Below are 11,899 nucleotides of genomic sequence, written 5' to 3'. Positions count from 1 at the left end.
CGCGTGGGTTTACGCGCGCGTGAACAGGCACGTGGACGGGGACGCGAACAGCCATGTGAACCGGGACGTGAGCCGGAACGTGGACCGGGACATGAACAGGGGGAAGTCCAGGATCGCCGGGAACCTCCAGGAACCTCCGACCCTGGGTGGGGCGTTCTTCACAGAGCACAGGTACCGTCGACCCGCCCGCACCAGCCGCGTACGGAGTTTCCCGCCGAGTCCCCTCAGGAGTCCCGCCCCATGACCACCGCCACCACCCGCAACAGCGACCGGCGGATCAGCCCGGTCTTCGTCGGGATCCTGGCCGTCACGGCGGTCACGGGCTGGGCCACCTGGACGGGGTTCGCCGAGCAGCCCGGTGTCGCCGTGTTCCTGTTCGTGACGTCCGCGTGGATCGTGTCCCTGTGCCTGCACGAGTACGCGCACGCGCGCACCGCGTTGCACGGGGGCGACATCACCGTGGGCGCCAAGGGGTACCTCACCCTCAATCCGCTCAAGTACACGCACGCCCTGCTCAGCATCGTGCTGCCGGTGATCTTCGTGATCATGGGCGGGATCGGGCTGCCGGGCGGTGCCGTCTTCATCGAGCGCAACCGCATCCACGGCCGCTGGAAGCACAGTCTGATCTCGGCCGCCGGTCCGCTGACGAACGTCCTGTTCGCGGTGGTGTGCGCGGCCCCGTTCTTTCTGGACGCGCTGGACGGCGTACCCACCGGGTTCCGGTTCGCGCTCGCCTTCCTGGCGCTGCTGCAGGTCACGGCGGCGATCCTGAACTCCCTGCCGGTGCCCGGTCTCGACGGCTACGGGGTCATCGAGCCCTGGCTGTCGTACAACATCAAGCGGCAGGTGGAGCCGTTCGCGCCGTTCGGTCTGCTCTTCGTGTTCGCGGTGCTGTGGATCCCGTCCGTGAACGGCGCGTTCTTCGACGGGATCGACACGGTGCTGCGCGGTCTGGGGATCAACGAGCTCGACACGTACTGCGGTCAGGAGCTGTACCGCTTCTGGCAGGGGACGAACGAGTTCTGCGGGGTCAGCTGACCGAGCGGGGGCCTGCGGACCGGGGGTCGGCGGACCGGGCGCGCCGGGCGTAGTACCAGCACATGTTGGACGACAGCCCGGCCAGCAGTACCCACACGATCCCCAGCAGGTTGCCCTGGACGAAGGACACGACGGCGGCTGCCACGGCGAGCAGGCAGACGATCAGGGCGTAGCGGGCGAGCCGGGGCATGGGGTGAGCTCCTGTCGGGGGACACTGCCGGAAACCCGTCCAGTGTCCCCCATCCGCTCAGATGTCGGTGACGCGCAGGCCCGCGTGGGCCTTGTAGCGGCGGTTCACGGAGATCAGGTTGGCCACCAGCGACTCGACCTGGTGGGCATTGCGCAGCCGGCCCGCGAAGACCCCGCGCATGCCGGGGATACGGCCCGCGAGGGCCTGCACGATCTCCACGTCCGCGCGCTCCTCGCCGAGGACCATCACGTCCGTGTCGATCTCCTCGATCGCCGGGTCCTGGAGCAGTACGGCCGACAGGTGGTGGAAGGCGGCCGTGACCCGGGAGTCCGGCAGCAGGGCGGCGGCCTGTTCGGCGGCGCTGCCCTCCTCCGGCTTCAGCGCGTACGCGCCCTTCTTGTCGAAGCCGAGCGGGTTGACGCAGTCGACGACGAGCTTGCCGGCCAGTTCCTCGCGCAGGGATTCGAGGGTCTTGCCGTGTCCGTCCCAGGGCACGGCGACGATCACGATGTCGCTGCGGCGCGCGGTCTCGGCGTTGTCGGCGCCCTCGACGCCGTGGCCGAGTTCGTCGGCGGCGGCCTGGGCGCGGTCGGCGGCGCGCGACCCGATGATCACCTTCTGCCCGGCCCTGGCGAGCCGGTAGGCGAGGCCCTTGCCCTGCGGCCCGGTCCCGCCGAGCACGCCGACGACGAGCCCGGAGACGTCGGGAAGGTCCCAGGGGTCCTTCACGGGCGCCTTCGCGGGGGTTCCGGAAGGGCTCTCGGCCGGGGTCTGTGCACTGTCGGTAGAGGTCATGGGCCGACTTTACGTCCGTGGCCGCGTGGCCATGGGGTCAGGTGAGCTGGGTCACGGGGACCCGGCGGAAGGGGATCCTTTCGTACGGGCCGAAGTCGCCGGTCTCGAAGAGGAGCCCGACGGTGTCGGCGTCGACGCGGACGAGGTCGGAGTAGGCGGCGGGCAGGCCGTTCACCGTGTGCGCCGGGCGCCAGGTGGTGCCGCCGTCGGTGGAGACCCGGATGGTCATCAGGGCGCGGGCGGCGGGGTCGGCGGGGCCGGAGAAGAGGAGCAGGTCGGGGTCGCGGAGCTGGAGCACGCTGGCCTGGCAGACGGGGGCGGGCAGGCCGGCCTGCGGGCGGAAGGGTTTGACGAGGGTCTGGCCGCCGTCCGTGGAGTGGGCGTCGGCGCGGTTGCCGGGGGACGGGGAGTCGTTGCGGGTGTTGAAGTAGACGCGGCCGTCGGGGAGTTCGGCCGCGGTGGTCTCGTTGACGTTGATGTAGCCGTTGGTGTTCTCGTCGAGGTACCCGATGCGCCAGGTCTCGCCGCGGTCGTCGCTGAGCAGACAGTGGCCGCTGTTGTAGCGGGCCTCGTTGCCCAGGTCCGCCCCGGTGGGCGGGATCGTGTGGTTGGCGGCGACGACGACCCGGCCGGTGCTCAGCTGGATGGCGTGGCCGGGGGTGGTGGCGTACCAGCGCCACTCCGGGTTCTTCACCTGGGCGGTGATCTCCACGGAGGAGGACCAGGTGACGCCGTCGTCGTCGCTGTGGCGCACCCAGACGCGGCGTCCTTCCGCGGCCGGCACGTTGCCGAGCAGGATGTCCTTCTCGGTGACCGAACCCGAGGCGCGGACGTACACGAGCAGGATGCGGCCGGTGTCGAGGACGACGGGGGCGGGGTTGCCGGCGAGGTTGACGCCGTTGTTGGCGGCGACGGTGAGCGGGCCCCAGGTTCGGCCGCCGTCCGTGGACCGCTTCAGCACGATGTCGATGTGACCGTGGTCCGAGGCGGAGTCGACCCGGCCCTCGCAGAAGGCGAGCACGGTGCCGGCGTGGGTGACGACGACGGCCGGGATGCGGTAACTCGCATAGCCCTCCTGGCCTGCCCAGAAGGGAATGCTTGTCTCCACGACTGTCATGTGCGGCTCCTTGCCATGGGCGGTGACGGTGACTGTCCGTACGGGTAGTGGTTCGTGTTCTTACCCAGGTTGGGCGAAATCATGGTGAAGGGCGCGCCGCGAGTTGCCTGTTGGGGCAGGATGCGCGGTCATGGACGCCGTACGGGTCGCGCTGTTGCGCGAAGTGCTCGCTGGAACCGAGTGGTTGGGGGCCACGCGGAGGTTCGCGGGGGCGTTGCGGGGGTCCGTGGTGTCGTACGGGGGCGGCTTGTTGCTGGTGGGGACGCCGTCGTACGAGCCGTGGCATTTGGCGGCGCATCTGGTGGACGAGGCGACCTGGTCGGGGACGCCCGAACTGGCCCCGACGCTCGTACGGCACGACCCGCGGGCGTCCGGTCCCGGGCAGCTGTCGGTCGGGCTCGGGCGGATCGAGGCGGCGCGGCGGGGTGAGACGTTGCTGGTGGTGGCGCCGGAGGAGGTGGGCGGCGCCCTGCTGGAGCGGGTTCATGACGCCCGACGGGGTGGGGCGAAGGTGATGGTGCTGGGGGCGAGGTCAGGACCGGAGCCGGGATCGGGATCGGGTTCGGGTGAGGGGGAGTTGGTGTCGATGGCGCACGAGTCGCTGGCGGTGCCTGACGGGTTGGAGCTGGACCTGGACACCGTGCAGCACCTGGTGAGCGCGGCGGCCGGGGAGAACGCGGTGCCTGTCGGTCGGGGGCGCCGGGGTTTCCGTGACCGTCTGGCCCGGCTGGCGGACGTCCTGACGGCACCGCCGCCCACCCGCTGGTAACAACATTTCCCACCCACCCATCCGTCCCGCCCCCTCACCTGCCTCCGGCAGAACAACAGAAGCCCCCCCCTCTCTCCCCACCCGGCGAAAGCAGTCGCCCCTCACCCCCCCGCCCGGCGAAAACCTGTTGCCCCGTGTCTCCCCACCGCTCAGCATGACCCCACGTGACCTCCCTCCTCCGTGCTCTCCTCCCCGATCTCTCTCCCTGGCGGGCCTCCGCGGATTTCCGGAAGCTCTGGCTGTCGGGGCTGATCACCAACTTCGGGAGTTTCCTGACCTTCGTCGCGCTGCCGGTGCAGATGAAGGAGCTGACCGGGTCGGCCGCCGCGGTCGGGGCGATCGGGGCCGTGGAGCTGGTCCCGTTGATCGTGTTCGGGCTGTACGGCGGGGCACTGGCCGACGCGGCGGACAAGCGGAAGCTGATCCTGTGGACGGAGGCGGGGCAGGGGGTGCTGTGCGCCGTACTGCTCGTGAACGCGGTGCTGCCCGAGCCGCTGGTCTGGCCGCTGTACGTGGTCGCCGCGCTCACCTCCGCCCTCGGGTCGGTGCAGCGGCCGGCGCTCGACTCACTGATGCCTCGGGTCGTCGCCCATGAGCAGCTGCCGGCCGCCGCCTCGCTGAACTCGCTGCGCTGGACGGTCGGCGGAGTGGCGGGACCGGCTCTCGCCGGGGTGGTCGTGGCGTATGCGGGGCTCGGCTGGGCGTACGCCGTCGACCTGGTCACCTTCGCCGTGTCCCTGCTGTTCGTCGTGGGGCTCGCCTCCTCCCCCGCCTCCCACGAGGCCGTGAAGCCGTCGCTGCGGTCCATCGCGGAGGGCGCCCGGTACGCGTGGAACCGCAAGGAGCTCCTCGGGACGTACGCCGTCGACCTCGCCGCGATGTTCCTCGCGATGCCGCTGGCCGTGCTGCCGTTCCTCGCCGACGAGCTGGACGCCGAGTGGTCGCTCGGGCTGATGTACGCGGCGATCCCGGCCGGTTCCCTCCTCGTGAGTCTCACCAGCGGCTGGACCTCACGGGTGCACCGGCACGGCCGGATGGTCGTGCTCGGGGCGGCGGGGTGGGGGCTGGCGATCGCCGTTTCCGGGATCGTCGGCAATGTGTGGCTGGTGCTGCTGTGCCTGCTCCTCGGCGGCTGTTTCGACATGGTCAGCGGGATCTTCCGGGGCGCGATGTGGAACCAGACGATCCCGGACGAGCTGCGCGGACGCCTCGCCGGCATCGAGCTGCTCTCCTACTCGGTCGGCCCTCAGCTCGGCCAGGTCAGGGCCGGTGGCGTGGCCGCGTGGCGCGGGGTGCGGGCGTCCATGTGGTCGGGCGGGCTCGCGTGCGTGGCCGGGGTGGGGCTGCTGGCCCTGTGCCTGCCGGGCCTGATGCGGTACGACGTGCGGACGAACGAGCACGCGCTGCGCCTGCGGAAGCAGCGGGAGTCTGCGACAGGCCTGGCGGCAACCCCCTAGGGGCGCGGGGCTGTGACATCTGCGGCTCCGCCGCGTGGGCGCGACCAGCCACAGCGCACCCGCACCCGCGCCCGCACCCAAAAACCGCCCCCACCCACCCCGACCGTCAGTCCTCGTCCTCGCCGCGCGCCTGCGCATCGTGCCACTTGGGGTCGTTCTCCCACTGGAGGTTGCGTTCGCGGGCCGTCTCCATCGCGTGTTCGGCCTCGGCCCGGGTGGTGTACGGGCCGAAGCGGTCCTTGCCCGGGCAGTCCGGGCCCTCCTCGACCTTCTTGTGCTCCAGGCAGTAGTACCACTCGCCCGGTTTGCCGGCCGTGCGCTTCTTGAACAGAGCCATGGTTGGGACTCCTTTCACCAGGGTCATCGTCCCCCACCAGGGCTCGTTAAACTCGCTGGCATGTCTGGCCAGTCACTGCTCGTACCAGGGGAGCTCTCTCCCATCCGTTCCGTGCCCGGGAACATCCGTCGCCCCGAGTACGTCGGCAAGCCCGCGCCGACCCCGTACACCGGGGCGGAGGTGCAGACGCCCGAGACGATCGAGGCGATGCGGACCGCCGGGCGGATCGCCGCGCGGGCGATGGCGGAGGCCGCGAAGCTCATCGCGCCCGGTGTGACCACCGACGAGCTGGACCGGGTGGCGCACGACTACATGTGCGACCACGGCGCCTATCCGTCCACCCTCGGCTACCGCGGCTTCCCCAAGTCGCTGTGCACGTCCGTCAACGAGGTCATCTGTCACGGCATCCCCGACTCCACGGTTCTGCGGGACGGGGACATCGTCAACCTCGACGTGACGGCGTACATCGGCGGGGTGCACGGCGACAACAACGCGACGTACCTGGTCGGGGACGTCGACGAGGAGTCCCGGCTGCTGGTGGAGCGCACCCGTGAGTCCCTGGACCGGGCGATCAAGGCGGTCAGGCCGGGACGCCAGATCAACATCATCGGCCGGGTCATCGAGTCGTACGCCAAGCGCTTCGGCTACGGCGTCGTCCGGGACTTCACCGGGCACGGCATCAACTCGTCGTTCCACTCCGGGCTGATCGTCCCGCACTACGACAGTCCGCACGCCACGACGATCATCCAGCCCGGCATGACCTTCACCATCGAGCCGATGCTGACGCTGGGTTCGTACGACTACGACATGTGGGACGACGGCTGGACCGTCGTCACGAAGGACCGCAAGCGCACTGCCCAGTTCGAGCACACGCTCGTGGTGACGGACACGGGCGCGGAGATCCTGACTCTGCCGTAGCCCACCCGGCCACCCGGCCGTCTGCCGGCCGTCCTGCCGGACGCGCGAGCCCGTCCCCTTCCCGGGGGCGGGCTCGCGGCGTCTCCGGGTACGCTTTTGCCGACAGTCCGTCGGTAAAGTATTGACTAAGGTTAGCCTTACCTTAGAGGATATGCGTCATGGACTCCTTCTCGACAGTCATCCGCACCGCGTCCCACGAACAGCACGTGGAGGCGGAGACCTCGACGTTCATGGGCGACCTGCTCGGCGGCAGGCTCGGCGTGGAGGCGTACGCGCGCTACACCGAGCAGCTGTGGTTCGTGTACGAGGCCCTGGAGGCCGGCGCGCACCGGCTGGTGCCGGACCCGGTGGCGGGCCCCTTCGTCCAGCCCGAGCTGATGCGGCTGACGGCACTGGAGAAGGACCTGGCGCATCTGCGCGGCCCCGACTGGCGTACGACGCTCACCGCGCTGCCCGCGACACGGGCGTACGCGGAACGGGTCGCGGAGTGCGCCCGGGAGTGGCCGGCCGGCTACGTCGCCCACCACTACACGCGCTACCTCGGGGACCTCTCGGGGGGCCAGATCATCCGCGACAGGGCCGAGAAGACCTGGGGCTTCGCACGCAAGGGCGACGGCGTCCGCTTCTACGTGTTCGAGGAGATCACCAACCCGGCCGCCTTCAAGCGCGGCTACCGCGAACTGCTGGACCGGGCGGGCACCGCGGTGGACGAGCTGGAGAGACAGCGAGTGGTCGCGGAGTGCAAGCGGGCGTTCGCACTGAACACGGGCGTCTTCCGCGCCCTGGGCGAGGAGTTCCCCCTGTCCGCGTGACTCAGCGTTCCAGGAACACCCGGCCCCCGACCTCCACCCACCCCATCGGCTGCGGCGCCGTGAGTATCTGCGACCCCTTGCCCTGCGTGATGTTGAGCGCCCGGCCCAGCTGGTCCGTGAGCAACAGCGCCGCCGCCCCCGTCGCCTCGTCCTCGGCGATCCCGTCGTCACGCCCGGGGAAGGCGCGGGCCCGAACCCGGCCCGCGGCCTCGTCCTCCCAGGCCCACGCGTAGATCCACTCCCCCTTCGGCGGCACCTCCAGCGCGTCGACCTCCGCGGCCGACCCGTACCGTCGCAGCGTCCGCGCCGGTACCCACTCCGCCCGCGCCTCGATCCAGCTGAACTCCCCGTCCAGCCGTGCCCCCACCAGCCCGGCCGGTGTGACCAGTTCCGGCACGTCGAGCAGCCAGGCCGTACCGACGCAGGGGTGGCCGGCGAAGGGCAGGCGCAGGGTGGGCGTGTAGATGTCGATGATCCCGCGCTCGGGATCGTCGACGAACACGGTCTCGCTGAAGCCGAGTTTCGCCGCGAACGCCTGCCGCTCGCTCCGCTCCGGCATGACGGAGCCCTCACGGACCACGCCCAGTTCGTTGCCGTATCCCCCGTTGGGGGCGCAGAAGACGCGGAGTACGTCGTAGTCAGTCACGCGCGCATTCAAACACCCAGGTGCCGGACGCCACCAACTACGCGTCGGTACGCCTGCGCCGGACCGCCACGACCACAGCCGCGCCCGCCGCCACCGTCACCGCCGCGGCCGTACCCAGCGGACCCGCCGGAACGCCCGCACCGGTGGACGCGAGGCCGCCGGTCACACCGCCGGTCGTCGAGCCCGTACCACCGGTCGTCGAGCCCGTCGTACCGGAACCGCCCGTGGTACCGGAGGAACCGCCGGTGGCGCCTGCCGTGCCGGAGGAGCCGGCCGTGGAGTCCGATCCGCCGTCGCCGCCCGGGAGTTCGGCGCCCTCGGCGACGGCGACGTCCTCGCTGACGCCGCCGGGCTGCACGTACGGCTCGGGGCGCGGGAGGTGCTGGCCGGTGTCGACGTGACCGTCCGCGCCGGAGAGGTGCTGGCCCTCGTGGGGCCCAACGGGGCCGGAAAGTCGACCCTGTTGGGCGCGCTCGCCGCCGATCTTCCGGCCGCCGCAGGGGTCGTACGGATTCACGGCCGGTCCACCGAGAAGTGGTCGGCGGCCGAACTCGCGCTGCGCCGGGCGGTGTTGCCGCAGGCGGCGGCGCTGTCCTTCCCGTTCGCCGTCGAGGAGGTCGTCCGGATGGGCCGGGCGCCCTGGGCCGGTACGGAGCGGGAGGGCGAGGACGACGTGGCGGTGGCCGCGGCGATGGGGGCCGCCGAGGTGGCCGAGTTCGCCGTACGGCCGTTCTCGGCGCTCAGCGGCGGGGAGCGGGCCCGGGTGACGCCGGCCCGGGTGCTCGCCCAGCGGGCGCCGCTGCTGCTGCTCGACGAGCCGACCGCCGCGCTGGACCTGCGTCACCAGGAGCTGGTGCTGCGGGTGTGCCGGGAGCGGGCGCGGGCCGGGGACGCGGTGGTGGTCGTCCTGCACGATCTGGGGCTCGCGGCGGCGTACGCGCACCGGGTCGCGATCCTGAGCGCCGGGCGGGTGGTGGCGGACGGGCCGCCCGACCGGATTTTCGACGAGCGCGTGCTGTCGGAGGTCTACCGCCGGCCCATCGAGGTGTTTCCGCATCCGCGTACCGGAGCTGTCCTGATCTCGCCGGTCCGGCACTCTTGACCTGTGCATTGCCTATGCATGGGTTTTGCTTTAGACCTTCTTTAGGTCGTGATTAACCCGCTGTGATCGGAGCGTGCCATAGGCGACCCATGAGAGGTGAATCACCGATTGCCCGGGTATCACTGAGGCAAGCCTTAGGTAAGTTAGGGCCGCCTCACCAAACCTGTGTGAGCCCGGACACGTCGTTTTTTCGCCACTCGTGATTCTCAGGAGCCCGCATGCGAGCCGTCAGACTCTCCGTCGTCACCGCCGCCGCCACCGCGGCGGCTCTGGCAGCCGTCACGGGGTGCACGGAGAAGGGCAGCTCCGGGAGCGGCGACGGGGTCATCAGCGTCACCGCGACGGACGACAAGTGCGAGGTCTCGAAGAAGGAGTTCCCGGCCGGGCACATCGAGCTGGACATCCAGAACAAGGGCTCCAAGGTCACCGAGGTCTACGTCCTCTTCCCGGACGACCGGATCGTCACCGAGCGCGAGAACATCGGCCCCGGCACCAAGCAGAAGGTCACCGCCGAGGTGAAGGCCGGCGACTACACGATCGCCTGCAAGCCCGGTATGAAGGGCGACGGCATCCGGCAGGCCGTGAAGGCGACCGGCGGCAAGGTCGCCAAGCGCGACCCGCGCCTGGACGCGGCCGTCGCCGCCTACCGCAAGTACGCGCAGGAGCAGGCGGACGCGACGCTGCCGCTGGCGAAGACCTTCGCCGCCGCCGTCAAGGCCGGCGACCTGGACGCCGCGAAGAAGGCGTACGCGCCCTCCCGGATCGGCTGGGAGCGCACCGAGCCGGTCGCCGAGTCCTTCGGTGACATCGACCCCAAGGTCGACGTCCGCGCGGACGGTCTGGAGGCCGGCCAGAAGTTCACCGGCTGGCACCGCCTGGAGAAGTCCCTCTGGGAGGACAAGAAGATCACCGCCGAGGACAAGGCCCTCGCCGACGAGCTGATCACCGACCTCACGGACTGGCAGAAGCGGGTCGGCAAGGCGGAGATCACCCCGACCTCGATGGCCAACGGCGCCAAGGAACTCCTCGACGAGGTCGCCACCGGCAAGGTCACCGGCGAGGAGGAGCGCTACTCGCACACCGACCTGGTCGACTTCAAGGCCAACGTGGAGGGCGCCGAGCAGTCCTACGAGCTGCTCAAGCCGGTAGCGAAGGAGAACGACGCGGCGCTGGTCACGGAGCTGGACAAGCAGTTCGCCGCCCTGAACACGCTGCTCGACAAGTACCGCACGGACAAGAACTCGTACGACTTCACCTCGTACGACAAGGTCGGCGAGACCGACCGCAAGCAGCTCTCGGACGCGGTGAACGCGCTCGCCGAGCCGCTGTCCAAGCTCGCCGCCGCCGTCGTGAAGTAGAGGGGACCGACTGTCATGACGGAGACACCAGGGACACCGGAGACGACCGAAGGCGGTACCGGGGCCGGTACGGATGCCAGTACGGCCGCCAGCGCCGAGGGCGGTACCTCGCGGCGGGCGCTGATCGGCTGGGGCGGGGCCGGGCTCGCGCTCGGGGCCGCGGTGGCCGGGGGCGCCGTGGCGATGACCCGGAGCAGCGACGACGTACAGACGGTCGCCGCGGACGCGGGCGGAGCCATCGGCTTCCACGGCGACAACCAGGCGGGTATCGCGACGCCGGTGCAGGACAGGCTCCACTTCGCCGCGTTCGACCTGGCGACGGACGACCGCGCCGAGTTCGCCCAGATGCTCAAGGACTGGACCGCTGCGGCCCGCCGGATGACCGCCGGGCAGACCGTCGGCGAGGGCGCGTACGGCGGTCTCGCCGAGGCTCCGCCGGACGACACCGGTCAGGCGCTGGGGCTGAAGCCGTCACGGCTGACGCTGACGATCGGGTTCGGGCCCGGCCTGTTCGAGAAGCTCGGGATGGCGGACCGGCGGCCCGACGCACTGGTCGATCTGCCGCAGTTCCCCGGCGACAACCTGGACAGGAACCGCAGCGGCGGCGATGTGTGCGTGCAGGCATGCTCGGACGATCCGCAGGTCGCGGTGCACGCGATCCGCAACCTGGCCCGGATCGGCTTCGGCAAGGTCTCGGTGCGCTGGTCGCAGCTCGGCTTCGGCAAGACGTCGTCGACGACGCCGGAGGAGCAGACCCCGCGCAACCTGCTGGGCTTCAAGGACGGCACCCGCAACATCGCGGGCACCGAGACGGCCCGGCTGAAGAAGTTCGTGTGGGTGGACGGCGCGGACACCGACGACAACTCGGCCTGGATGGAAGGGGGTTCGTATCTCGTCGCGCGGCGCATCCGGATGCACATCGAGCCCTGGGACCGGACCTCGTTGCAGGAGCAGGAGGACATCTTCGGGCGCGACAAGGGCGAGGGTGCCCCGGTCGGCAAGGCGAAGGAGCGCGACGAGCCGTTCCTCAAGGCGATGAAGCCCGACGCACACGTCCGGCTCGCGCACCCCGACTCCAACCACGGGGCGACCCTGCTGCGCCGCGGCTACTCCTTCACGGACGGCACGGACGGCCTCGGCCGCCTGGAGGCGGGCCTGTTCTTCCTCGCCTACATGCGCGACATCCGCAAGGGCTTCATCCCGGTGCAGCGCAACCTCGCGACCGACGCGCTCAACGAGTACATCCAGCACGTGGGTTCGGCGGTCTTCGCGGTTCCTCCGGGCGTCCGGGACAAGGACGACTGGTGGGGCCGGGCACTGTTCTCGGAACCCTCCAAGTCCTCCAAGGAGGCGTAGGCGC

General features: G+C 70.7%; 14 protein-coding genes. 8 read left to right on the top strand and 6 right to left on the bottom strand.

Translation table 11 applies throughout. The features are described 5' to 3' along the window. Positions 1 to 240: 240 nt before the first annotated feature. On the top strand, positions 241 to 1,038 hold the full coding sequence (locus tag OG595_RS31410) for a site-2 protease family protein (protein ID WP_329277839.1): 798 nt from the start codon (positions 241 to 243) through the stop codon (positions 1,036 to 1,038). Here the strand turns inward: OG595_RS31410 and OG595_RS31405 are convergent. From OG595_RS31405 to OG595_RS31395, 3 genes are read right to left on the bottom strand one after another with little or no spacing between them, the layout of a single operon-like run. Then, positions 1,031 to 1,228, bottom strand: coding sequence for a hypothetical protein (locus OG595_RS31405; RefSeq protein WP_329277838.1), 198 nt, complete (start codon positions 1,226 to 1,228; stop codon positions 1,031 to 1,033). The genes OG595_RS31410 and OG595_RS31405 overlap by 8 nt on opposite strands. Before the next feature lie 57 nt (positions 1,229 to 1,285). Next, positions 1,286 to 2,023, bottom strand: a complete 738-nt coding sequence (gene npdG, locus OG595_RS31400; RefSeq protein ID WP_329277835.1) for an NADPH-dependent F420 reductase — start codon at positions 2,021 to 2,023, stop codon at positions 1,286 to 1,288. Between the two features lie 37 nt (positions 2,024 to 2,060). After that, positions 2,061 to 3,140 (bottom strand): sialidase family protein, encoded by a 1,080-nt coding sequence (locus OG595_RS31395; RefSeq protein ID WP_329277833.1) that lies wholly within the window; start codon positions 3,138 to 3,140, stop codon positions 2,061 to 2,063. 130 nt (positions 3,141 to 3,270) lie between these two features. Here OG595_RS31395 and OG595_RS31390 point away from each other — a divergent pair, with 130 nt between their 5' ends. Together OG595_RS31390 and OG595_RS31385 are read left to right on the top strand one after the other, a co-directional pair. Continuing rightward, positions 3,271 to 3,909, top strand: a complete 639-nt coding sequence (locus tag OG595_RS31390) for a hypothetical protein (RefSeq protein ID WP_329277831.1) — start codon at positions 3,271 to 3,273, stop codon at positions 3,907 to 3,909. Between the two features lie 164 nt (positions 3,910 to 4,073). Continuing rightward, positions 4,074 to 5,366, top strand: a complete 1,293-nt coding sequence (locus OG595_RS31385) for an MFS transporter (RefSeq protein WP_329277829.1) — start codon at positions 4,074 to 4,076, stop codon at positions 5,364 to 5,366. Positions 5,367 to 5,472: 106 nt separating this feature from the next. Here OG595_RS31385 and OG595_RS31380 read toward each other — a convergent pair whose 3' ends face one another. Beyond that, entirely contained in the window at positions 5,473 to 5,703 is a 231-nt protein-coding gene (locus OG595_RS31380; protein WP_329277827.1) for a hypothetical protein, read from the bottom strand. Positions 5,704 to 5,763: 60 nt separating this feature from the next. Between OG595_RS31380 and map the strand changes: the two genes are divergently transcribed. Continuing rightward, the gene (gene map, locus OG595_RS31375; protein WP_329277825.1) at positions 5,764 to 6,621 is read left to right on the top strand and encodes a type I methionyl aminopeptidase; all 858 of its coding nucleotides are present in this window, start codon (positions 5,764 to 5,766) and stop codon (positions 6,619 to 6,621) included. A 158-nt stretch (positions 6,622 to 6,779) separates the two neighbouring features. Beyond that, entirely contained in the window at positions 6,780 to 7,433 is a 654-nt protein-coding gene (locus OG595_RS31370; RefSeq protein WP_329277823.1) for a biliverdin-producing heme oxygenase, read from the top strand. Position 7,434: 1 nt separating this feature from the next. Here OG595_RS31370 and OG595_RS31365 read toward each other — a convergent pair whose 3' ends face one another. Both OG595_RS31365 and OG595_RS31360 read right to left on the bottom strand, forming a co-directional pair. Further along, positions 7,435 to 8,079, bottom strand: a complete 645-nt coding sequence (locus OG595_RS31365; RefSeq protein ID WP_329277821.1) for a PhzF family phenazine biosynthesis protein — start codon at positions 8,077 to 8,079, stop codon at positions 7,435 to 7,437. 37 nt (positions 8,080 to 8,116) lie between these two features. Beyond that, entirely contained in the window at positions 8,117 to 8,437 is a 321-nt protein-coding gene (locus OG595_RS31360) for a hypothetical protein (RefSeq protein ID WP_329277819.1), read from the bottom strand. On the opposite strand from OG595_RS31360, the gene OG595_RS31355 reads away from it, so the two are divergent. The 3 genes from OG595_RS31355 (at position 8,432) to efeB (ending at position 11,895) form a co-directional block, all read left to right on the top strand. After that, positions 8,432 to 9,181, top strand: a complete 750-nt coding sequence (locus OG595_RS31355) for a heme ABC transporter ATP-binding protein (RefSeq protein WP_329283379.1) — start codon at positions 8,432 to 8,434, stop codon at positions 9,179 to 9,181. The two genes, OG595_RS31360 and OG595_RS31355, sit on opposite strands and share 6 nt — an antisense overlap. A 218-nt stretch (positions 9,182 to 9,399) precedes the next feature. Next, complete coding sequence (gene efeO / locus OG595_RS31350) at positions 9,400 to 10,539, top strand: iron uptake system protein EfeO (RefSeq protein WP_329277818.1); 1,140 nt, start codon at positions 9,400 to 9,402, stop codon at positions 10,537 to 10,539. Between the two features lie 15 nt (positions 10,540 to 10,554). Further along, positions 10,555 to 11,895, top strand: a complete 1,341-nt coding sequence (gene efeB / locus OG595_RS31345) for an iron uptake transporter deferrochelatase/peroxidase subunit (RefSeq protein WP_329277816.1) — start codon at positions 10,555 to 10,557, stop codon at positions 11,893 to 11,895. The last annotated feature ends 4 nt before the right edge of the window (positions 11,896 to 11,899 follow it).

Source organism: Streptomyces sp. NBC_01451 (assembly GCF_036227485.1).
Classification (GTDB): Bacteria; Actinomycetota; Actinomycetes; order Streptomycetales; family Streptomycetaceae; genus Streptomyces.
This window is presented reverse-complemented; position numbering and strand designations above follow the sequence as displayed.